This window comes from Chryseobacterium sp. Leaf180, assembly GCF_001424585.1.
Lineage (GTDB): Bacteria > Bacteroidota > Bacteroidia > Flavobacteriales > Weeksellaceae > Chryseobacterium.
In genome coordinates, this window is sequence record NZ_LMPJ01000012.1 from 20,671 (window position 1) to 42,195 (window position 21,525).

Genomic DNA, 21,525 nt, shown 5'->3' on the forward strand with positions numbered 1-21,525 from the left:
ATATGGAGAAATCACTAAATATTATGCAAAAATAAAAAAGAAGGATGCATTATTGCATCCTTCCGGCTTAATATACTATTGTATTTTGTACAAAGTATTTACACACCCCTGTTCGAAGAGGTTATGTTCTCCCGAAACATCGGTATAGGTGCAGACATCTCCTGATGGGATGGTGCTGCATTCCTGCTCAGTCATCTGGCATTTTTCTGCTGGTGCCAATGGGTCAAAGCGGTAACCCAATTCTACAGTGCTCCCTGACTTTACTGACGCTGTTGTTGCGTACGCACTTCCGATACCTAATGCAAATACTGCTAAAGGCAATGCGATTTTTCTTAATTTTCTCATAAGATAAAATATTAAGTATTGTGCCTACTCTTTGTTCAGGTTTTCGGCTTCCCCCGTTCTGAAATGTTGAGTCACGTTCTGCGCAAAACGATACCTCAGCAGTTCATTTTCAATTAATAAATAAAGGCTGTCATCTGTAATAAAAAATTCAGTCTTCTTTGTGTTTTTAGCTTTCGGTAAATACAGACTGCCTATATATTTTTGTTCCTGTGTTGAATAAATATCGATCACAAGTGACCGGTTCCACTGTTGACGATCTTCAAGTCTGCCTATTCTTGCGGATTCTATGAATAGAAGACCGCGATGAACGAATGATGAACGGTTGACCGTAAGTGGAGGCGTTTTCATCTTTTTTTGTCCGTCACTCCGTTCAAGAATGTCGATCTGTGGCTTGTCAATATTGTCAATGGTGTGGAAATCTTTTCTCGACGTCAGGTTTTTATTAAATACCCTGAATTGATTTCGGTACTTGTATACGTATACAATTTCTCCGGTACCGGAGTCTACCAGCAGATTACCGTCGGTATCAAAAATTCCATCCTTAAACTTTTCCAGTGTTGACGGATGAATTTCTACAGGATTCGGATGATTCGGATACAATATGCCGAGTGCCTGAATCTTTTCCTTACCTAAATAGGTTACAATGGCAAATGCTGAAGAATCCAACACTTTGAGTTGGCTGAAGTATACCTGTCTGTAACTTAAAGTTTTTAGATTTAGATCTGTTGTTGCACTTTGATATAAAACAGGAACCGTTCCGTCAAAAAGATAGGTCTTTGAATCTTTCACGAAGATTCGAGCTCCTTTGAACGTGAACCCTGACTGATCCAAATTTACAGATGATGTACTGAACCCGGTAAAATCTGTTGATAGTGTGCTTACCGTAAACGGTGCCGTGTGATTTCCCAGATAGATCGTAGAGCCATTGATTCCACCAAAATAATACGAGTTATAGTCCAGCTGAAATCTTCCGGCTTCAGTTACAGGATGTTGCAAAAACCGTCTGGTGAAATTATTATCTTTTCGCATCAGATGCTCAGATCTGTTATAGAGTAGGACCATTGCCATACAGCTAAAACCGGACAATATGATTAAATAAACAGCAGAGAATTTCAGAGGTCTGAATTGCAACCGCTCTGACAGCATTATGCCGGCTGCTGCCAGTGAAACGGTTGCAAGATTAAAGACCAAATGGGTTCTCCAGTCCATTTTCTCCAGGATACCTCCACAGGAACAGGGGATAAATTCGCTGTAGTTTAATATGAGATAGATGTAAAATGAAAATAAAACCATTAATGTAAAAGAGAAATACAGCCCGAGCTTTCTCGTATTTTCAAACAGAAGCAAAACAGCTGTCATGAGTTCTATCCCTAAAACCAGGTATGAGACAAAGCCTGCAAATGAGCTCAGTATTGGGGACTGCGCAATCTGGATTTGAAAATTTTCGAAGTCCATGATCTTACTGATACTGGCATAGCAGAACAGAAGAATGAAAAAATAAGCTGTTGTTTCAGGAAATCTTTTATATAATGTTTTCATAATCTGATATTATCCTAAAGTGATGATTACCCACTGTACTTTTTTACCGCAGTATTCAGGCATGAGCTGACCTTTTGAAACATATACCGTAGTTGTTATCGACCCTTTGAGCTCCCACTCGCCGCTGTGGGTACATCGTTTACCCGTGGAAAGAATAATTTCTTTCGGTTCAACATTTTTGACCACTGCCTATCTAATAGAGTCTGCTCCTGAGACCGTGTCATTAACCGTCCTCCAGTGTTGCTTATCTCTCCGCGGCTCATCATCGTCACCTGTTTCCCTGCTAGTATTTTCATATTCTTCATCTGACTTTTCGTTCTTCCCGTGAGACAGATTCGGTTTTTTGTGTACGACTTTGGTCGGTTTATTTAGTTCGTGATTTTGTAAAGTTGTTTCCATATTTTCATCCTCGCACGATTGCAATGATAACACAGTTAATACGCTAAAAATTGAGATATACTTTTTCATAATTTTCAAGATTTTTAAAAGTTATCCCGGCCGGGTTGATTAGAATTCTGGATCGAAATTATGCTGAACAAACACGGCATAAAAACTATTGGAGGCGTGATTGATCATTAATTAGGGAATAATTGATCAAATATTCCACCCGTTTTTGTTCTTAAATAATTACTATTCATTGCTTTAAGCTAGAATTCCCCAATGAGGGTATTTGTGTTGTTTCGGGCTTGTGTTTTTGAGTACATTTGAGGTATTCAATAGGTGATGATAAATACCAAGCATTTAATCTTTATGATCTTAATGTCATTTGTAACGCATTTCAAATGTCAGTGGAATGAAAATTCTTTTAAAGAAATTTCATCTCTTATCGATACCTATCCGGAGAATGACGAAAGAGCCATGGTGTATGTGCAGATTTTTTTGGAGAAGGCTAAAGCCGCGAAGGATATTAAAAAGATCATTGCAGGATATGAGGACGCGATTTACTATTCACGATCTACGGCCAATAAACTAATCTATGCAGACAGCACAATTGCCGCGGCTAAAAAGTCAGCAGATCACGCGGAGATTTCCAGGGCATATCTGGGTAAAGGAATTGTATACTATTATAATGTCAGGAGCTACAGAAAGGCCCTCGAAGAATACCTTAAAGCATTTTCATACGCGAAGGATGTCAATGACAATTACCTGAGAAATAAAATCGTATACCATCTTGGAATGGTAAAATACTATTTAGGATCGTATGCACAGGCTTCGAAACATTTCACTGAAACGTCAGCTTTCTTTCGAAATGCCTCTGCTAAAAAAAATATTCACAGAAATACGAGACTGAACTATGAGTCCGGATATTATAACAGTATTTACAGGCTGAGTGAATGCTATCGGAATATGCGGCAGTATGATAAAGAAGACTCATTGGTGGATGTCGGACTTGGGAATATCAGTTCAATGGATGACCATTCAGTAGAGTTTGCATATTTTCAGCAGGCCAAAGGTATTCGCTTGATGAGGCAGAAAAAATATCAGAAAGTTATAGGTCACTTTAAAATCGCAGAAAGCATACTGGAACATAAGCAGGATTTTGCAGGACTTAATACCTTAAATTTTTATATCGGTAAATATTACTGGGACACCGGCAACCGGATATCAGCTATTAAATATTTCAAAAAAATTGATTCTGTTTTCAGTAAATCACAATATATTACTCCTGAAATCCGCCTCTCATTTGAACACCTTATTGATCATGCAAAGCAAAGCAGGAATAAGGATGCAACTTTGCACTACACCACTCAGTTGCTTAAAGCAGATTCCATTATCATCACAGATCAGCCGAACCTCTCTACAAAAATAACTTCTCATTATGATACGGAACGGCTGACCAGCGAAAAAGAAATGCTTCTCCGAGATAAAAAGAACAATTACAAATTATTTTTTGTTATTCTGTTTCTTATTCTGGCGGCAGCTTCCTTTATTATTTACAGGTACAAATGTTCAGAGAAAAAGCTCACCCAACAGTATCAGCAATTGGTAAAGACTATCGAAGATCGCAATAAAACCGGTACGGAACCTTACTTTATCAATAGATCAGAATCAGGTATAACAAATGATTCTGTTGCTGAACCCGCAGGTAAATTTGCCAGTGGAAGTTCAGAAATCAAAAAAATTCCTAACCCTGAGCTTATCAATAAAATATTGCAGAAGCTACAGGAGTTTGAAGAAAAAAAGGGGTATCTGGAAGTAAATATGAAGCTGCCAGATCTGGCTGTGTTACTCAATACGAATCGCAGTACTTTATCCTATATTCTTAATGATTACCTCCATACGCCTTATCCTGACTACATCAAAAGACTTCGCATTAATCATATCACAGCACTGATGATGGAAGACCGCAAAAATCTGTTGCTTAATGTAGAAGCTCTGGCGCATAAATGCGGTATTTCAAGCAGGCAGGTTTTCACGCTTCACTTTAAAGAAATCAACGGGATGAGCCCAATTGACTTTATGCGGAAACGTCTGGAGGAACTGGATCGTAATCAAACCTAATTAAAATCTGCATCCTGTATTCAGGATAAGCTATTTACAACGTATGTATTTAACAAAAAAAATTGAACAACTTTATAAAGATCTGACTGAGAATATTGACTTGATCAGAAGAAATAAGTCCGATGTACTTTTATATGCCGAGGAAGTCCTTATGGAAACAGATGCTGCTATACGCAAGCTCAAGAAATATATCGGTCAACATCAATTCAAGGATTGGGCAGAAGAAATAGCATTTTTTAAGGTTACCAAACCTAAATTCGTATCCATTTATATATATTACTCAAAGCTCCTGGCTATTGAAAGTGCTAAGCCATATGCAGACTCCGCAATTTTAAAACAGTACTATGAATCGGAACGTAGTAACCTACTGTATTTTTATCACGAGCACAAGGAGTTCATCTCTTACTACAGGCGCAAAGCAACGTATCTTGACAAAAAATATTTTGTCAAATACCGCTTTGATTTCAAGTTAAAATTAAGTGCTGAATTTTACAGCTACGACGAACAGTTTTCAACTCCTCATGATCATACCGTTTCTCAGATTCTGGCAAACGATCGTCTTGATTTATACTTAACATCTAAGATACATGAGGATCAGGTGGTCGACAAAGTGATATTTCAGAGCAGTCCTCTGGAATGGACGGCGCCAAAGGTAGCACTGACAGAATTATTATATGCATTATACCAGACCCGTTGTTTTAATGCTGGAAAGGCTGAACCGGGGGAAATATTCAGATGGGCTGAAACGGCACTGAATATCCAGCTAGGTAATTACCATAAAACCCTTGCGGAAATAAAATTACGGAAAACCGACAGAACGAAGTTTTTGTCTCTTTTGCAACATAATATGGATCAGTATCTTGAGAATTCAGATAAGTGAGATTATAAAAATCATCCGGTGAAAACTTTCTTGAAATCTTCTTTTCATCAGCATTTTCAGTATTGGTTTTTAAATTTTGTAAACCACCAGTTCATCTTACAGATCTTCTAAAATCTTCTGTTATGGTTACCAGGATTGCATAAAATGATCTGAAACGCCTTCATGAATTTTAAGAATTTTTCTTAGCTACAGAGATCATCTGCTCAATTTCAAAAGGCTTTTCTATATAATCGTCAGCCAAACATTCCTGAGCTTCTTTACCCACGTTTTGGGATGTAGAGGTTAGTACTGCCGGAACATCTTCGGTCGCCGGATCTGATTTTAATTCTGATATTACTTTTGACCCCCGCTTACCTCCCTTGATATGATCGTCAATAATGATCAAGTCAGGGTCTAAAGTCGGCAGCTTATCAATCGGTTCTGTAGTGACTGAAGAGATAACGTCAAATCCTTCATCAGTCAGGATTTCATCCATTACTTCCAGAATATGTTGATTATCCTGAATCAGTACAACGGTTTTATCCATACTATTTTTATTTAGGTAAATGTAAACTAATTGAATGTATTGAGTAATTATAAACTTCCATTAAGTATTATACTTTTTATATCTTAAGTACTTGCAGCGATATTTATTTCATTTTGTAATGATGCTGATCCTTCAGCTCACAAGAGTCATGCATGGTGTTGGATTGCTCATCAAGTTACATAAGATGCGTAAATAAACGCATGCTTATTTGTTAACCTGCGTAAAATGATCACAGCTGTTGCAAAAAATGTGCGCAATATCATCAATGTAGCTAAGATTATTTTTTACTTGCATGTCTTCCAACAATTAATACGATGTAGTGCCTTAAAATAAATCGGTCGCAGCACCTTTATAAAAAAATGATAAGTATAAACCACTCTGTGGCAAGATGTGTCTTTGTACCCACAAATTTACCAATTTATGCGTTCAAAGACCTTCTTGCCTTTTTGCAAAAGGTTATGAAAAACTGCGGAACTTGTTTTTTATTTTCAGTGAATCTTAAGTATAGAGTATCAAATAATCTATTTTATGCTTTTTTAACCTTTTGAATTTACAGATTTATCCATCCTGTTCCCAAGTGGTCCGCAAGCCTTTGCTGCTATTGTTTTCGTGAATTTTCTGTGGCAATTTTGCAACAGAAAATCAAGCGGAAAACAATGAAAAAATTAATATGCCTCCTTATTTTAGCTTTTAGTTTAGGTTATCATGCGCAGGTTGGGATCAACACAGCAACACCTCAATCAACATTTGAAGTCGTAGGTAAACCAGACGTTTTAAATCATTTTGATGGAATTATTCCGCCCAAAATTACCGGTGATCAACTGGCAAAAAAGAGTTACTCCTTATCTCACAAAGGTGCCATCATATATGTTACTCAACCGGCAACTATTTTATTAGGGCAGGTTATCCATGTTGTTGAAGAGGGCTATTATTTTTTTAACGGTGTATACTGGATAGGAATCCTGAAAGAGCCAACTTATTATGACGCGTTAATAATTTTAGATGCGACTTTGCCTACAAACACAATTGTTGAACAAACAATGTGGAACTCTTACCTTCCGTTTACAACTAATCCCCGTCAGCATAGCTTATCAAACAAAATTTACAGACTGGGAACGTCAGGGCTTGGCATAACAGGGCAAATCAATGCCAGAAGAATAGGAACCACAGGCTATCTTGACATCAGTGTAAACTGTTCAACACCCATGACTTCAAATTTTGTAGAGTTAAGCCTTCAAAAGCCTTTGCAGCATTTAGGATTTATGTCTGATGGTAATGCTGCTTCTATAAACAATATTTTGGTAAGCGGAAGTCCTGCAGGAAATGGTTCAGGGATCGAACAGGGGTTAATAAGTCTGACAAATGTAGATTTCAAATTGCTTCTGTGGAAAAACCAGATGGAGAAATTCAGCGGAACCATAAAAGGTATGATCACTTTTCCAGTTAATTATCTGAATGTTGTTGAATGATATCAATTAAAGATTGGACAAGACAGATTATATCAAAATCCGAGTCTCAAACCTAAAAAAAAAGGATTGGAAAAAAATATGTTTTGAAAAGCAAATCTCTTTAACAAGCCTGATCATCAATTCTGTTGAGAACCGGATGATGAATGATGAAAGACGAAAAGTGTTGGACTTTATAGAAACGCAGGATAACATCTTTTCAAAAATCGAAACAAATATCAATCAGGTGGCTAAAATTGCAAATGGTCAAAAGTTTATTTCTGAGAAAACGCTCTGTGAGTTTATTAACCAATTGAAAAACTTAGAAAAGCTGAAGGTAGAGCAAAATGAAATATTCCTTACAATCTATTCGCTGATTGCCGATGATCGTTAAGATTTTAGGTTCTGCAAGTGCCAGCTTTCATGGTGTTCAATACAATGATAGAAAGATCGAGAAGGGTAGTGGAGAACTGACATTGATGAAAAACTTTCCTTCATTCATAAATGAGGATAGCAGCCAGCAGCAAGTTAGAGATTATTTAAAATCAATCTCAAAAAATGACAAAGTCAGAAAGCCTCAGTTCCATGCTGTGATATCAACCAAGTTTCAGGAGCACAGTAAAGATGAGCTGACAAAGATTGCAGAGCATTTTATGGGAGAAATGGGATACGGTAACCAGCCGATGATTGTGGTTTTTCATAAGGACACGGATAACAATCATGTACATGTGATTTCAACCAGGGTTGATAAGCAATCCGGAAAAAAGCTCAACGACAGTTACGAGCGGCTTAAGGCCCAGAAAGCTCTGGCCCGGGTGATGGAGAAGTTGTATGGTCAGGATCAGGCAGGGAATCTGGAAAAACTTCTTACTTATCGTGTGAGTTCTTTCAGTCAGCTGGAAACTTTGCTCCAAAGGAATGGTTTTAAAATGAGCAGGTGCACAGATGATGAAAATTCGTATGACATTTTAAAAAATGGAGTGAGGCAGCGAAAACTTTCAGGAAATAAAATCGTTTTTAACAATGCGAAAAATGACAACAGGGTGCGGCAGCTTAGAGCCATTCTGAATAAATATAAGGAATTGTATTCCAACAAAGTTTTTAAGGTGGTTGACAACAGACAAAATCAGTCGCTCCATCCAAAGTGGAGATCATCTGATCAGAACAATTCAAAGACTAAAATCGAATTTGAAAGCGAATTGCAGAAAAAGCTGAAGAATGTATTTGGGATTGATATCGTATTCCATCAAAAGGCAGATTTAAAACCTTTCGGCTATACGTTGATTGACCATAAATCTGGAACCGTCTATAAAGGAAGTGAGATTCTGAAAATGAATGAATTGTTTGAGTTTACCGCTGATGTCCTGGATAAGAAGCTTTTTGAGATCCTGAAAGATTATAACGTTCCTGATCGGCAATCCAGAGATGTACTGCTGAAATTTTTACAGGAACATTATCAGGAAGTTAGAATCAAGGAGTACATGCTTTTTGAAAACCGGGGAAGAAAGGATCTGAATACCTATCGCAAAGTGCAGTCTGAGGTAAAGGATTTTATCAGGAACAGAAAGGATATAAATGATGAGAAGAAACATATTTCTATAATAAATGGTGAAGACGGAAAAATCTATGCGATTCATACCCGGTTTCATTACATAGGTGAACTTAGATCGCTGATTGGGGAAAAGGAATTTCAGCAATTTTTAAATCCGCATCACTCGCAGGAAATGATATTAGAAAACAATACTGAAAAAACAGAATTGAATAGTGCTGTTAATGAAATGATTTTTGAATGGATGAAGAATTCGGGTGGAAACAAAGATCCAGCGGAAAACGAGCTTAAGAAACGCAGAAAAAAACGAAGGTAATAGAGCTTAGGTTCAAAATACTTCGGTTCAAAGTAAAATAAAAGTCAAAGCTACTGCTCTGTCAAACTAAATTAATGATGCCATGATTATCACATTTGCCACTCAGAAAGGCGGAACGGGAAAGACGACATTGGCGATTGCCTTCGCCAATTATATTTCCTCCCTTTCGGACCGAAAAATCAATGTGTTTGATTTTGATTATCAAAAGTCTTTTTACCATAAATGGAAAGATGACGAAATTTTGGAAATTCCAAAATTATACGATGTGGAAATTATCGGTGACGATGACGGGCTTCCGTTTTCAGATTTCGAAACGCTTATCAATCTGAAAGAAAGCCCAGAAATTAACCTTTTTGATCTCGCGGGAACATTGGATGCGAAGTACAGTGATCTTTTAATATACAGCGATTTTATTGTAGTCCCTTTTGAATATTCAGATGTCTCGGTGAAGTCCACATTGGTATTTATCAATATGCTGGGATTGCTGGAAAGTGAAGCAGAAAGAATATTTATCCGTTCCAAATATGACAAGGGTTATAAATACTTAAATCAGGAGGCAATGGATAATGAACTGAAAAAATATGGAGTGCTGTTGTCAAACCCCGTATTCAAGAGGAATTGCCTGCAGGCCATTGATACCAGAAAGCTAACTTATGAACAGAAATACGCTGTCACAAAGTCTTTTCAGGAAATCGTGGGATATATTAATGAAACGCTGACCATAACTCTTTGATAAATAATGCCAGTTACAAAGTCCATGTTTTAAACCTTAAAAATTAGATTCAAAATGATAAAAATTTCACTCAGCATCATGGCTGTCTATCTGATTTATTACATCGGTAATATGGTCTATGATCTGTATTTTCAAAAGGAAAGTAAAAGTACTGATGACGATACTCATGAATTTTCATTATCTGAGATTTCCGAAACATATGAAAAACTGACGAAGTCGGTAAGGATTGAAGATGTTGAAAATATCAAGACTCCAAAATCCTTTAATACAAAAGAGTTGGTACCGGTATCCTCTTTTCAGTCGGAGGAACGGCCGGATTTACATTATTTAAAATCGAGGTTTGATTCTGACCAGAGTCTGACTGCGTCTGAAATGTTTTTAGAAAATGAACTGTCAAAAGACAACGAGATCATAGATGCTGAGCAATCCGGTACAAAAGAAAGCAATAATTTCAGAGAAGAAGCTATTGTTTACGAGCAAAGGCATAAAGAACCTATTCAGGAAAGTGGGTCAGATAAAGCTAAAGATGAAGAAATTTCCAGAGTAAAGGAATGGAAAAAAATGCTTAATCTATCCGAGACCCTGGTTCAGCTTGTCGCTAACTACGATGGCCATAAGGTTTACCATTCTACCATGTAACCTCCCATTCACATTTTTTAAGACATTAAAAAACAACGCTTTAGTAATGCGTTGCAGGGTAATCTTTGCATAAGATTCAACCATACGATACAATCAACTTATCTAAAAACATATTTTTTATGAACCCAAATTTTAAAAGAAACCGGATGATGAAAAGAGTTTTCACCCTTGCACTGGTTTTTATTTCGCTTACTCCTGCTTTTGCTCAGGGTGGTGCAACAGCAATTTCAAATGCGGCCAGTGACATTAAGGATTACTGGGACCCCATCAAACTGATCCTAAAAGCGGTAGGCGGATTGGTCGGTTTTATCGGAGGCCTGAGGGTCTATAATAAATGGACAAATGGCGACCAGGATGTAAACAAAGAAATCCTTGGCTATGGAGGCGCGATGATTTTCCTCATTGTTGTGCCGGAATTTGTTACTGCTTTCTTTGCTTAAGATGGGATTCTATCTCTACAAGGGGCTGAAGAAACCCCTTGTGTTTTTCGGACTTAAAGGAAAATATATTTTCTATGCCGTGGGCGTCATTGGAACCGGAGTTATTGCTGCATTGATCCTCTCTAAATTCGGATTGATCGGATCACTTCTGGGTCTGATATTAACAGCGGGAGGTGTGTACTTTATCTTCAGGAGACAGGATAAATACGGCTTGTACGATAAGACTAAAAATTCTGATCAAATCCTGATTTTTCCTAAAAAAATAACAAATAAAAGACTTTTAAAAAATGGCAAAACCAGATAAAAAGGAATTTGATTTACCCTTTATAGGATATGATTATGGCGGGGATTTCAATTGGGATTTTGATGTTCTTTTCGGGCAGTATGGAAACCCGATCATCGGAATACGGATCAGGAATATCGTTGAACAGTATTCAGCAGATCCCGAAGCCTACCTTCATTTTCATACGGTACTGAATCAGGTGGTGTCTATTATAGGAGAGGGAAGAATTGTTCAGAAGCTCGATTTTTTCTGCAGAAAAAAATACTGCGCGGAAAGCTCTGATCAGTTTCTTCAGCAGAAATATTCAGAACATTTTGAAGGCAGACTTTTCAAAACGATTGAAACGGTATTTTTCTTCACGGATATAGTCGATGACAAACTGAAAAAGAAAATGAAACATTATCATTTTTCAGACAAAAGCTATAAAGAGCTCCGGGACAAATGCCAAAAAGTATTTATGCTGTTGAAGCAGAATGACTGCAAGCCCGAATTCCTGTTTGAGAAAGATTTCAATCACTACATATCCAGCGTGTTGTCAATGCAGTACAGTGAATCTCCCGTTTTTGATAACATTAAGAGCACCAGTGAATTTCTGAAGATCGGGAAAAGGTTTGTAAAGAACATTTCCTATGTAGATGTAGAAAAAATCGATCTTCCTTCAGAAATAGAGACTTTCTCAATTCTTGGCGGAAACGGTGCGGCGGCGGAAACGGCAGTTGATAATTTCAGCTTTATCAGTGAACTTGAAGGTTATGACATGATGGTATATAATCAGGTTATTGCCATACCCGAACAACAACAGTTACAGCGGGAACTTGACAAAAAAAAGAAAAGGCATGAAGGCGCTTCCAAAAATTCTCCTTCCAATGCGATCGTCGCCGAGGAAATCGGTGATCTGCTTCAGGATATTGCAACTGACGGACAGTTGATCATTAATGCCCATTTTTCGATTCTCTTTTCTGCTGATACCTATGAGAAGATGGAATCTCTCGAATCAATGATCGAAAACAGGCTTTTTACGAAGGGTATTATTGTTTCAAAAAATGCTTATAACCAATTAGAACTCTGGCGATCGGCGATACCGGGTAACAGCACTGAACTCAGGGCTTATGATCTTTTTATGACGACAAGCGAAGCGGCCTTGTGTTTTTTTTTTAAAGAGGCTTATCCCGTCAGTGAGGAATCGAATTTCTACTTAAGATTTACCGACAGACAGGGCGTTCCGATAAAGGTTGACCCTTCGGATCTGCCAATGAAAACCGGAAGAATCAATAACCGGAATAAGTTTGTTTTAGGCCCCAGCGGATCAGGTAAGAGTTTCTTGATGAACAATATTATCGAACAATATCTTACTTATAATTATGATGTTGTGATCGTGGATACGGGCGATTCTTATTCTGGAACATGTCAGTATAAAGGCGGACGGTATATTCAGTATACGGAGGAGAAGCCCATTACTATGAATCCTTTTCTTATGGGTAAAAATGAGTTTAATATTGAAAAAATTGAATTTTTGACCAATCTGATTTTCCTGATCTGGCAGGGATCCGATGCATCCATGTCGTCAGCACAAAAATCGATCCTGGACAATGCTTTAATGGCATACTACCATCATTTTTTCAATGCCGGGACAAATTGGTACGAGGCAAAAAACTCAGAAGATTTGATGTCGCATCTGCAGAAATACAATATACACGCAGAAAATATAAGTTCTGATGCTGAAACCGAAACGCGTAACCCAAACTACTACGATATCCTGGGAATATCGTTTGATGCGAGTCCTGAGGAAATCAAAGAGAGGGGACGAAAGGTGATTATTGAAACACACCCGGACAAAAACACCAGAAATCCGGACTATGATCCTGCATTCTTTTATACGGCCTATGAAGCGTATGAAACATTAAGGGACGAGGAAAAGCGGAAAATTTATAATGAAACTCAGCTTATTCTTTTTAAAGGAAATGATATTCTTAAAAATTCTGGGAGTATGGAGGAAAGTAATGATTGCTTTCGGAAAGCGATTATAAAAAGAATCGCAGACATCGAAAAGAATTTAACGGTCAGTGAATTATCATTTAACGGATTCTATGATTTTTGCGATCGTTTTCTTCCTATTTATCTGAATAATAAAAAACATCCGATCGATGAAAGAGAATTTAACATCCGAACCTTTTTATTCGTTTTAAAAGATTTCTACAAAGGAGGACGATACGGAACCACATTGAATGAATCTGCGGATAATACGCTTTTTGATGAAACCTTCATTGTTTTTGAAATCGACAATGTAAAGGACAATCCCAAACTTTTTCCCATCGTTACCCTCATTATTATGGATACGTTTATTCAGAAGATGCGATTAAGGAAAGACCGAAGAAAGGCACTGATCATCGAAGAAGCCTGGAAGGCAATCGCGTCAAAATTGATGGGAGGTTACATCCTTTATCTGTATAAGACAGTAAGGAAATTCTGGGGAGAAGCCATAGTGGTGACTCAGGAACTGGATGATATTATCGGAAATACGGTTGTAAAAGACAGCATTATTAATAATTCCGACACTTTTATTCTGTTGGATCAAACCAAATTCAAAGATAATTTCGACAGGATTGCGTCATTGCTTTCATTAAACAAAGTTGAACAGAATAAGATCTTTACTATTAATAACCTGGATAACAAACTTGGCAGAAGCAGGTTCAAAGAATTTTATATTAAAAGGGGTGCAAAAGGCGAGGTGTACGGAAATGAAGTGTCATTAGAGCAGTATCTCACCTATACGACAGAAAAACCTGAAAAGTCGGCAGTTGAATATTATGTAAAAAAGTACGGCAGCTATGATGAGGCACTGCGTAAAATAACAGAAGATCTGATAATCTTCGGTAACAGCCTTGAGAATTTTTTTTCAATCGTGAATTTATATCAGAATCCTGTCGACCACAAAGTTTTATGTTTTTACAGAGAGATCAAGGAGAAACATAAAGGGAAGAATGTCTTTAAAGTCATCGCGGAGACATTAGCAGATCATCAGATCAGCTTCTCAGAATTAATCAACAAGCAAGAATATCAATATGAAAAAAATGAGCCTTCTTTTCCTGGGATGTAGCAGTTTCCTGTTTTCCCAGAACACATACATAGATCCTACGGTAACTGCAGCTATGATTCTCTACTCAGAAAATCTGAAAGCAAAACAGAATGATGTTATCGAAGAAACAACGAAGCTGAAAGGTGCGCAGGCTTGGGTAGGAACTCAGATGGCTGCCGCAAATGAGATTCAGAATAAAATTTTAACTGGACTGAAGGAAGTTTCCGGCACATTGCAGAACGGGATTCAGGTGCAGGATATCTACTCTGAACTCAATAAGTGCTATACGTATTCATCACAGATTGTACAATTGGCATCTCAGCATCCGCAATACGCAGTTTTCGGCGTGAAGGCTTCACAAAAAACCTATGAACAGAGTCTGAAGATTGTTACCGACATCTCAGACATATTAACATCAGGGAATCTGAATCTTGCGACTGCCGGTGACCGTTATAAAATTCTGCATAACATTTCGGGTAATGTAAAAAATCTCAAACTCTGGCTCCTGGCGATCCGGCTGCGGCTGGAAAAAGCCAACCGCGTGGGCTTCTGGAATTCCATCAATCCGTTTGCAGGATACATTAATACGGACAAAGCGATCGTGGAAAATATAATGGATCATTATCATAAAAATTTTTAATAGGTAATTAATTGAACATGAGAATTATTGGTGACTGTTTACATGCAGCTAAAAACAGATTGGCTGCTGTGCTGATCCTGCCGGTGGTATATTTTATCCTAACCTCTTCCGGAGGAAGTTCTACACCAGCCTGGCAACAGGAAAATGTTTCGTTTTTAATGATGGACATTGAGATTAATGCTGCGATGAAGGAGCATGACCGGCAAAAATTAATGCGGGAACAACAGCTTACAAATCTATCAGCAGAAACGGCCAACAAGGCGCAATGGAAAAATTTCATCAGTAAGATTACCGGAATTCAGGATCGGTTGAGAATTGTTTCATTTGCGCTTCAATCAGTACCGGCAGGCATTGCCATAAACAGGGAAATTACAAAAATCACTCAAAATCAGAATGCCATCATACATGAAATAATTGACGCTCCCTATTCAATCATTTCTGTTTTGCCTTCCCAAATTGAGTTTCTGGATGATCTCCAGATGGTCATCAGACTCCTAAGCGGAATCATACTGTCTTACGGTGCAATTAACCAGATGGAACAGGCAGAACGTAAAATACTGCTAGATTATGCTTTAGGCGAAGTAAAGGCATTAAGCAGGAACTCTACCCAGATGCTGTTAAAAATCCGCGATATAAAGGCGAAGGTAAACCGTAATAAAAGGGCCTTTCAGTTTTATGTTAATAGGGATAAGAAAGTGGTTGAAGATATTATGTACCAGATCAAAACCTTTTAGCAATGAAAAAAATAGTGGTATGTGTCATGTTTGTTTTTTTTGGTGAAAATGCAGACAGCCAGCAAATAGTTATCAATGATAAACTTTTATCACAGCTCACCATCAATCATGGCGTACGATTAGGCAGCGAACAGACTTTTTTGGATTCATATGAAAGGCAGAAAAAACTGTATGATGATATCAACAATAATATTTCACAGGTCATCGCGATTCAGGAATATATCTATCAGCAATTGAAAAATGTTAATGCATCGCTGACGCAAAGTAAAAAACTGATGTATCTCTATAGGTACTTAGGGAAAATTGCAACCAACTCCGGTGAGATGCTGCAGCTGTCGTTGCAACACCCTGAATATGCAGCATTAATTTCTAGATACTACATAGAAATTGGTGAGCAGACGCTCAGGATATATCAGGAAGTTACTCATGACATCCTTAATGAAAACAAAGATTTCCTGATGGATGCCATGGATAGAGAAATGCTTATTGAAAAAGTATTTACACGGGTAAGGACCATCAACGGAAATATTCTGTACATCATTTTAAGGTTGAAAAATGCGAAGAAAATCCCCTTTCTCTATCAGGTGCCCGTCCTCAGAAACTACATCAGTATCGACAGAGCCATTGTCGGAGACATTATCCGGAAATACAAATACATATTAAATTAAAATTATGGAAAATTTATTCAGAAAATTCGTCATCCTTTCGCTCCTGACCTACACAGCTGCTGTTTTCGCGCAGGTAAGCTTCAAACGTTTGAATGATCCTGCCATTGTTGCGCAGCACAGGAGGATGGTGTTCCAAAGCTGGGGCGACTGGAGACCTTATCCTAAATATTTTTTAGGCGTTCAGACCAATTTCGCATATGCGACCGTCTGGGGATTATGGTCCACAAAGATCAATAGGGATTATAAAGATGGTGAGGACATCAGACCCCTGAAACCGACAGGAATTCAAAATCAACGTTTGGCTCAACTGAAATTGCAGGAAGAGGAAGCCCTACGCATAAAAGCATCATCGGATACGATTCGGCAGAGAAGCATTCACGATTTGCTGCACTGGACTTCTGCCACAGTGGACGCTGATCCTTTATGGCTGCTCTATTACAAACGTATGTTAAAACACCTTTATGAATTTCCTGATCATCCTCAGAATTTTTATGAGTGGAAGTTAAAAGACCACGATACTTTCAAAACATTGACTGAGACCGGAGCCATTGCAAGGTTGCAGGAAGAATTGGATCTGATCAAAGAAAAGTACAGGATGTCAAGAACGATGGATATGCCCAGGGGAAAACGATTCCTGATGTATCACGAAACCCTTGTTAAATGGAGAAGATTTGAAAAAGAGTTACGGGGTTATAATGACAGGGTGACATTGCTGACAGGCTACAAGACTGTTTTGAAAAGTCATTCAGATAACGCGTTATCCTCTTCATGGTATCCGGAATCAGACCAGCAGGTGGTCAGAAAAATGATGCAGCATTTCAAGCACCGATATTAAAATGAAAAAGAAGTATACAATTTTTTTCTGCCTTCTCGCAGTGCTGTTACCGGCTATGGGATTTGCCCAGACCAACGGTGATTACAGTAATCTGCTCCAGTTTTTAAAAGGAGACGGTGCTTTTGAAAAATGGTTTATGGAAGTTTTCACGAAGCTTGACACCAGTGTTCAGGACAGCGCAGCGGAATCTGCTTTGGTTGGAAAGGCGATAGGCGGTTTGGGTGCGCTTATGTATCTCGGATATCTGGGTTGGCAGATGGCAGCAGGTGACCGGGAATGGGAAATTGCCCCAATGCTGAAACCGATAATTATTGGTTTTACCCTGATCTATTGGAGTGGTTTTGTCAGTATGATTCAGGCACCGTTTGAAGCGATTGCAGAACCCGGCATCGCTATTTTCAGCGACATAGAATCTGAGGTCAATGATCTGCGGGTCGAGCGATTCAAAAAGCAACAGGAACTGCTTGATGCTGTTATAAAACTGAAGGCTGAGGAGGATGCAAAGCAGGAGGTGATTGATAACACGTCTGAAGATGCCGATGATTCCTGGTATGACATCAGTGACGGACTGGATAAGCTGATTCAACCCATTAAAGAATGGTCCATCAGAATGGAGTTCCAAATGCAGAAATTGGTTGCAGAACTTATTGAATTTGTATGTCTTTCCATCCTTAGGATCTGTGTGTACCTGATATTTTTTATTCAGAAGATATGGGCTTATATTCTTATCATTTTAGGACCGGTCGCCGTTGGAATGGCACTTATTCCGGGATTTGAAAATTCGCTGTACAGCTGGGTTTCCAAGTTCATCAATGTCAACCTGTACACTTTTGTTGCCTATACCATTATTAACATCGGTCAGCAGCTGATTGCATCGGGTTATACCATGGAAATCGAAAGGTACGATACCTTATTATCAAACGGAACGATTACCAATCTCGACGCTTTGATGGTTTATGTAAGCAATTCAGGAATGATCTACAACCAGCTTTTTACCTGTGTAGCATACGTGGTTACAGGAATCGGAGTTTTAATGACCCCGACTATCGCAGACAGTATCGTATCTGCCGGTGGTGCAGGATCGATGACCAAAATGAAGAATGCAGCGGCAAAACTTGCCAGCAGTGCAAAGACCGCAATTGTAGTGGCTAAAACAGGGGGCACAGCCATCTCTAAAGCCTCAACCTCGGGTTCGGCATCTTCCAGAGTGCAGAGAGCCATGAAAAATGGGAAATGAATACTCATGATAAAACTGCAAACAATATGACCACTTTATACATTTAAATATGCTTGTAAAAAATATAGAACGAAGAATTAAAGTAAATAAAACAGTCTCGATTGCCTCCATTGCTTTTGCCTGTTTTATCGTAATCACCGGATTGTTTTTCGCGTACAGGTTAATTGAGGACTCCAGACGATCCATTTATATCATCGACAATGGTATTCCCGTCTTAGCGAAGCAAACGGATGTACTTATGAACAGACCCGTTGAATATAAGGCGCAGATCGAACTTTTTCACCGGCTGTTTTTCACACTGGCTCCCGATGATGCGTACATTAAAGATAACATCCAAAAGTCAATGTACCTTATCGATGACAGCGGCAAAAAGGAATATACCAACTTAAAAGAGAAAGGTTTTTACAACCAGATCATCGCGTCCAGTTCCATGGTCAGTATTCGTACCGATTCAATTACCGTAGATATGGGAAAGAAAAATTTCTGGTTTTTTGGAAAACAGATGATCACGCGAAAATCTTCTGTTATTACCCGAAAACTTATTACAGAGGGCTATTTTGAGGATATCATACGAAGTCCGAATAATCCGCACGGAGTCATTCTTAAAAGCTGGCGTATCATGAACAACGATGAGCTGTCAAATCAAACTAAAAATTCTTATTGATTATGAATCTTTTACTGAAACGCTTTGCAAAGCGTGGGCTGCAATCAGCAGCTCAAAATCCTAAAAAATTCTTTGCCTGGGCAATGGTTTTACTGTCGGTATCATTAATTGCAACACTTGTTCAGGGAATATTTTTTCCTTCCGAAACGGTGTTTAAAATCAGACCGCCAATCGTCTTTTCAAAGAGTCGAAAGAGTGACAATATTCCGGCAAGGGATGATACAGAAATGCAGAAAATAGTCAGCGAACTGAAAGCTTTAAAAACGAAACGTGATGAAAGCAATCTGGACAAAAAAGACAGTCTGCGCATCGACTATCTGTTTGATCACTATCAAAAAATAAAAAATGGACATTAAGAAAATAAATTTCAAATCAAAAAAATACGTTCTGCCGCTTTTGGCTTTGCCATTTCTTTTTCTCTTTGCCTACATCACGGCTGAGTTTACGGGTGATGTTAAATCAAAAGCTGTTCATTCCAATCAACTGTCCCTTTCATTAGGTGAGACAAGGGATTCAATATTGACGAAGAACGATGCGTACGATGAATTCTTTAAAAAAGAGGACAGCAGGACCATGCTCAACGGTTTAACTAAGGAGACTGATAGCTTATTGCGTTATGATGATCAGTTATCAATGAAACAGAAGCGGGAAATTGATTCCATAAAAGCTGTTAATAACAGGCCCTTTATCAATCAACGCACAAAGAAAAAATCCTATTACAGTACGGATCAGCGAAATGATCAGGATTACAACAGGTCTGCAGATATTATCAAAATGCTAAATGAGAAATCTTCTTTTGGGAAAGGAGATGGACATTATGCAGAAGGATCTCGCGAGAAGGCACAGAACGTTGTTCAGCCGGACCCGGTAAAATATCTCAAACAACAGATGTTGGTCATGGATTCTTTAGAAAAATCGAGAGATCCGGAATATCAGAGTAAGCTTGCTGCAGAGCAAAAATTGAGAGCCAATAAAGATAAGATGACCGAGTTTCTGAATTCTACATTTAATGTCAGCAAGTCAGGAATGAGTAATGAATTCAATGCTTTCTACAGGGAAAAAGAAAACAGTTTTATCAAAGCGGTCATTGACGAAAACAGCAAGGGCTTTCTTGGAAGCAGAATACGGTTCCGATTGTTGGAGGACATTTTTGTCGGAAACAAAAAGATAATCAAAGGTTCGGTTTTATATGGTCAGATATCCGGGTTTTCAATGCAGAGGGTAGATCTTACAATTGTTTCAGTATTTACCAAAGGGGAGATCTATCCTGTCAATCTTTCTATTTATGATGTTGACGGTACGAAAGGACTGTACGTTCCGGAAAGTGTTTTCAGAGATATGATACGGGAAATGGGAACCAATTCTGTACAGGGCACTCCACTGGATATCGGAGGAAAAGGTTTTTTCTCAAGTATTGGAACCAGCCTTTTCACATCTACCTCTAAATCTATAGCTAATCTGATCAAAACCAATACAGCAAAACTGAAATATAATTCTTACGTTTTTCTGATTGATGAAAAGCAGCTGAAAGATTTACAAAACCAACAAAATAAATAAATTATGAAAAAGACCCTATATATCGTTTTACTTTTTATTGTCAATTGTTTGACGGCACAGACTGCTACAAAAGAAAAAATTGTGTCCGATTTACCTGAAATTGAAATCACCGAGGGAATCAACTTGCATATTATTTCACCTGAACCTATTCAGTATGTGGATCTGTCAACCCAAAAACTCACCGGTGATCTTCCGTCAGGAAATATTGCCAGAATTAAAATAATAGGTGTAGATACATCCGATTCGAAAAATGAGGAAGGAGCGATGGCTCACAACCGCTATGGTACGGGGGAAAACATGGGTATCATTACCGTAGTAGCACAATCTTTCATTGCCCAGTACAAAGCCGTTTACAGAATGCCCGGAAATCTGAACACCGTTACCAACCTCCACATCCAACCTGAGGAAATGCAGCCTGTAGAGTTTGATAAAACGGCTTTTTCCAGTATGGAACTGAAGAAATTCGCAACGGATATTATTCAGCAGGCATCAGGGCAAAACCCGATCAGAAAAGTAACCGATCTAAAACTTAGCTTCCAGCTTAATAATGTTTATGTTATCAGTGACTATATCTTTTTAGATATGACGATCCAAAATAATTCAAATCTCAGTTATGATATTGAAGATCTGAAGTTCACATTGGAAGATAAAAAGATATATAAAGCAACAAACAATCAAAGTGTTGATCTTAATCCCATATATCAACTGAATACTCAAAAACAGTTCAGGAAAAGTTTCAGGAACATCTATGTTTTCAAAAAATTTACTTACCCCAACTCAAAAGTGCTGAAGATCCGACTCGTCGAGGAACAGATTTCCGGAAGAACAATCGAAATGAAAGTCAATTACTCCGAAATTCTGAAAGCAGATACTTTATAATCTTTTGGTATTCTATAGATCTTGATCATAATCCAATA

At 38.2% G+C, this 21,525-nt stretch carries 24 protein-coding genes; 19 read left to right on the plus strand and 5 right to left on the minus strand.

Annotation, left to right across the window (positions count from 1 at the left end):
* Positions 1-75: 75 nt before the first annotated feature.
* Genes ASG01_RS14095 through ASG01_RS16100 form a run of 4 tightly spaced genes read right to left on the minus strand, consistent with a single transcriptional unit; the run spans position 76 to position 2,352 of the window.
* The gene (locus ASG01_RS14095) at positions 76-345 is read right to left on the minus strand and encodes a DUF6520 family protein (protein WP_055864996.1); all 270 of its coding nucleotides are present in this window, start codon (positions 343-345) and stop codon (positions 76-78) included.
* Positions 346-369: 24 nt separating this feature from the next.
* Complete coding sequence (locus ASG01_RS14100) at positions 370-1,884, minus strand: MauE/DoxX family redox-associated membrane protein (protein ID WP_055864999.1); 1,515 nt, start codon at positions 1,882-1,884, stop codon at positions 370-372.
* A 9-nt stretch (positions 1,885-1,893) separates the two neighbouring features.
* Positions 1,894-2,070: a hypothetical protein gene (locus ASG01_RS16035; protein ID WP_157844204.1), complete on the minus strand. Its 177-nt coding sequence runs from the start codon at positions 2,068-2,070 to the stop codon at positions 1,894-1,896.
* 3 nt (positions 2,071-2,073) lie between these two features.
* A complete protein-coding gene (locus ASG01_RS16100) occupies positions 2,074-2,352 on the minus strand; it encodes a hypothetical protein (protein ID WP_055865002.1) in 279 nt (92 codons plus the stop codon).
* Between the two features lie 291 nt (positions 2,353-2,643).
* Between ASG01_RS16100 and ASG01_RS14110 the strand changes: the two genes are divergently transcribed.
* Complete coding sequence (locus ASG01_RS14110) at positions 2,644-4,386, plus strand: helix-turn-helix domain-containing protein (RefSeq protein ID WP_055865004.1); 1,743 nt, start codon at positions 2,644-2,646, stop codon at positions 4,384-4,386.
* 43 nt (positions 4,387-4,429) lie between these two features.
* Positions 4,430-5,266, plus strand: a complete 837-nt coding sequence (locus tag ASG01_RS14115) for an RteC domain-containing protein (RefSeq protein WP_055865007.1) — start codon at positions 4,430-4,432, stop codon at positions 5,264-5,266.
* A gap of 169 nt (positions 5,267-5,435) precedes the next feature.
* Here the strand turns inward: ASG01_RS14115 and ASG01_RS14120 are convergent, their stop codons facing one another.
* Positions 5,436-5,792: a two-component system response regulator gene (locus ASG01_RS14120; protein WP_055865016.1), complete on the minus strand. Its 357-nt coding sequence runs from the start codon at positions 5,790-5,792 to the stop codon at positions 5,436-5,438.
* Positions 5,793-6,448: 656 nt separating this feature from the next.
* On the opposite strand from ASG01_RS14120, the gene ASG01_RS14125 reads away from it, so the two are divergent.
* The 17 genes from ASG01_RS14125 to ASG01_RS14205 all read left to right on the plus strand — a co-directional run bounded on the left by ASG01_RS14125 (position 6,449) and on the right by ASG01_RS14205 (position 21,487).
* Positions 6,449-7,261, plus strand: coding sequence for a hypothetical protein (locus ASG01_RS14125; RefSeq protein WP_131725381.1), 813 nt, complete (start codon positions 6,449-6,451; stop codon positions 7,259-7,261).
* A gap of 136 nt (positions 7,262-7,397) precedes the next feature.
* Complete coding sequence (locus ASG01_RS14130; RefSeq protein ID WP_238584562.1) at positions 7,398-7,631, plus strand: hypothetical protein; 234 nt, start codon at positions 7,398-7,400, stop codon at positions 7,629-7,631.
* A complete protein-coding gene (locus tag ASG01_RS14135) occupies positions 7,621-9,102 on the plus strand; it encodes a relaxase/mobilization nuclease domain-containing protein (RefSeq protein ID WP_055865026.1) in 1,482 nt (493 codons plus the stop codon). Before ASG01_RS14130 ends, ASG01_RS14135 begins: the two co-directional genes overlap by 11 nt.
* Positions 9,103-9,184: 82 nt before the next feature.
* A complete protein-coding gene (locus ASG01_RS14140; RefSeq protein ID WP_055865029.1) occupies positions 9,185-9,835 on the plus strand; it encodes a ParA family protein in 651 nt (216 codons plus the stop codon).
* 54 nt (positions 9,836-9,889) lie between these two features.
* Complete coding sequence (locus ASG01_RS14145) at positions 9,890-10,474, plus strand: hypothetical protein (protein WP_055865032.1); 585 nt, start codon at positions 9,890-9,892, stop codon at positions 10,472-10,474.
* A gap of 119 nt (positions 10,475-10,593) precedes the next feature.
* A complete protein-coding gene (locus ASG01_RS14150) occupies positions 10,594-10,914 on the plus strand; it encodes a DUF4134 domain-containing protein (RefSeq protein ID WP_055865035.1) in 321 nt (106 codons plus the stop codon).
* A gap of 1 nt (position 10,915) precedes the next feature.
* The gene (locus tag ASG01_RS14155; protein ID WP_055865038.1) at positions 10,916-11,218 is read left to right on the plus strand and encodes a DUF4133 domain-containing protein; all 303 of its coding nucleotides are present in this window, start codon (positions 10,916-10,918) and stop codon (positions 11,216-11,218) included.
* Positions 11,202-14,294, plus strand: coding sequence for a TraG family conjugative transposon ATPase (locus ASG01_RS14160; RefSeq protein WP_055865041.1), 3,093 nt, complete (start codon positions 11,202-11,204; stop codon positions 14,292-14,294). Before ASG01_RS14155 ends, ASG01_RS14160 begins: the two co-directional genes overlap by 17 nt.
* Positions 14,269-14,913 (plus strand): hypothetical protein, encoded by a 645-nt coding sequence (locus ASG01_RS14165; RefSeq protein ID WP_410492826.1) that lies wholly within the window; start codon positions 14,269-14,271, stop codon positions 14,911-14,913. Before ASG01_RS14160 ends, ASG01_RS14165 begins: the two co-directional genes overlap by 26 nt.
* A 17-nt stretch (positions 14,914-14,930) precedes the next feature.
* Positions 14,931-15,647 (plus strand): hypothetical protein, encoded by a 717-nt coding sequence (locus ASG01_RS14170; RefSeq protein WP_055865047.1) that lies wholly within the window; start codon positions 14,931-14,933, stop codon positions 15,645-15,647.
* A 2-nt stretch (positions 15,648-15,649) separates the two neighbouring features.
* Positions 15,650-16,315, plus strand: a complete 666-nt coding sequence (locus ASG01_RS14175) for a hypothetical protein (protein WP_055865049.1) — start codon at positions 15,650-15,652, stop codon at positions 16,313-16,315.
* 4 nt (positions 16,316-16,319) lie between these two features.
* Positions 16,320-17,150, plus strand: coding sequence for a hypothetical protein (locus ASG01_RS14180; RefSeq protein ID WP_055865052.1), 831 nt, complete (start codon positions 16,320-16,322; stop codon positions 17,148-17,150).
* Position 17,151: 1 nt separating this feature from the next.
* Positions 17,152-18,387, plus strand: a complete 1,236-nt coding sequence (locus ASG01_RS14185) for a hypothetical protein (protein WP_055865054.1) — start codon at positions 17,152-17,154, stop codon at positions 18,385-18,387.
* Positions 18,388-18,436: 49 nt separating this feature from the next.
* Positions 18,437-19,051 carry a conjugative transposon protein TraK gene (gene traK, locus ASG01_RS14190; protein ID WP_055865056.1) on the plus strand — a complete coding sequence of 205 codons (615 nt, stop codon included), beginning with the start codon at positions 18,437-18,439 and terminating at the stop codon, positions 19,049-19,051.
* A 2-nt stretch (positions 19,052-19,053) separates the two neighbouring features.
* Entirely contained in the window at positions 19,054-19,407 is a 354-nt protein-coding gene (locus ASG01_RS14195; RefSeq protein WP_055865059.1) for a hypothetical protein, read from the plus strand.
* On the plus strand, positions 19,403-20,608 hold the full coding sequence (traM, locus tag ASG01_RS14200; RefSeq protein ID WP_082498395.1) for a conjugative transposon protein TraM: 1,206 nt from the start codon (positions 19,403-19,405) through the stop codon (positions 20,606-20,608). The genes ASG01_RS14195 and traM overlap by 5 nt, the downstream gene beginning before the upstream one ends.
* Positions 20,609-20,611: 3 nt before the next feature.
* Positions 20,612-21,487, plus strand: coding sequence for a DUF4138 domain-containing protein (locus ASG01_RS14205; protein ID WP_055865064.1), 876 nt, complete (start codon positions 20,612-20,614; stop codon positions 21,485-21,487).
* The last annotated feature ends 38 nt before the right edge of the window (positions 21,488-21,525 follow it).

Excerpts from the sequence above, each read along its gene's own strand:
- ASG01_RS14095 (WP_055864996.1), bottom strand. The coding sequence starts at position 345 with ATGAGAAAATTAAGAAAAATCGCATTGCCTTTAGCAGTATTTGCATTA.
- ASG01_RS14100 (WP_055864999.1), bottom strand. The coding sequence starts at position 1,884 with ATGAAAACATTATATAAAAGATTTCCTGAAACAACAGCTTATTTTTTC.
- ASG01_RS16100 (WP_055865002.1), bottom strand. The coding sequence starts at position 2,352 with ATGAAAAAGTATATCTCAATTTTTAGCGTATTAACTGTGTTATCATTG.
- ASG01_RS14110 (WP_055865004.1), top strand. The coding sequence starts at position 2,644 with ATGTCATTTGTAACGCATTTCAAATGTCAGTGGAATGAAAATTCTTTT.
- ASG01_RS14115 (WP_055865007.1), top strand. The coding sequence starts at position 4,430 with ATGTATTTAACAAAAAAAATTGAACAACTTTATAAAGATCTGACTGAG.
- ASG01_RS14120 (WP_055865016.1), bottom strand. The coding sequence starts at position 5,792 with ATGGATAAAACCGTTGTACTGATTCAGGATAATCAACATATTCTGGAA.
- ASG01_RS14125 (WP_131725381.1), top strand. The coding sequence starts at position 6,449 with ATGAAAAAATTAATATGCCTCCTTATTTTAGCTTTTAGTTTAGGTTAT.
- ASG01_RS14130 (WP_238584562.1), top strand. The coding sequence starts at position 7,398 with ATGATGAATGATGAAAGACGAAAAGTGTTGGACTTTATAGAAACGCAG.
- ASG01_RS14135 (WP_055865026.1), top strand. The coding sequence starts at position 7,621 with ATGATCGTTAAGATTTTAGGTTCTGCAAGTGCCAGCTTTCATGGTGTT.
- ASG01_RS14140 (WP_055865029.1), top strand. The coding sequence starts at position 9,185 with ATGATTATCACATTTGCCACTCAGAAAGGCGGAACGGGAAAGACGACA.
- ASG01_RS14145 (WP_055865032.1), top strand. The coding sequence starts at position 9,890 with ATGATAAAAATTTCACTCAGCATCATGGCTGTCTATCTGATTTATTAC.
- ASG01_RS14150 (WP_055865035.1), top strand. The coding sequence starts at position 10,594 with ATGAACCCAAATTTTAAAAGAAACCGGATGATGAAAAGAGTTTTCACC.
- ASG01_RS14155 (WP_055865038.1), top strand. The coding sequence starts at position 10,916 with ATGGGATTCTATCTCTACAAGGGGCTGAAGAAACCCCTTGTGTTTTTC.
- ASG01_RS14160 (WP_055865041.1), top strand. The coding sequence starts at position 11,202 with ATGGCAAAACCAGATAAAAAGGAATTTGATTTACCCTTTATAGGATAT.
- ASG01_RS14165 (WP_410492826.1), top strand. The coding sequence starts at position 14,269 with ATGAGCCTTCTTTTCCTGGGATGTAGCAGTTTCCTGTTTTCCCAGAAC.
- ASG01_RS14170 (WP_055865047.1), top strand. The coding sequence starts at position 14,931 with ATGAGAATTATTGGTGACTGTTTACATGCAGCTAAAAACAGATTGGCT.
- ASG01_RS14175 (WP_055865049.1), top strand. The coding sequence starts at position 15,650 with ATGAAAAAAATAGTGGTATGTGTCATGTTTGTTTTTTTTGGTGAAAAT.
- ASG01_RS14180 (WP_055865052.1), top strand. The coding sequence starts at position 16,320 with ATGGAAAATTTATTCAGAAAATTCGTCATCCTTTCGCTCCTGACCTAC.
- ASG01_RS14185 (WP_055865054.1), top strand. The coding sequence starts at position 17,152 with ATGAAAAAGAAGTATACAATTTTTTTCTGCCTTCTCGCAGTGCTGTTA.
- traK (WP_055865056.1), top strand. The coding sequence starts at position 18,437 with ATGCTTGTAAAAAATATAGAACGAAGAATTAAAGTAAATAAAACAGTC.
- ASG01_RS14195 (WP_055865059.1), top strand. The coding sequence starts at position 19,054 with ATGAATCTTTTACTGAAACGCTTTGCAAAGCGTGGGCTGCAATCAGCA.
- ASG01_RS14205 (WP_055865064.1), top strand. The coding sequence starts at position 20,612 with ATGAAAAAGACCCTATATATCGTTTTACTTTTTATTGTCAATTGTTTG.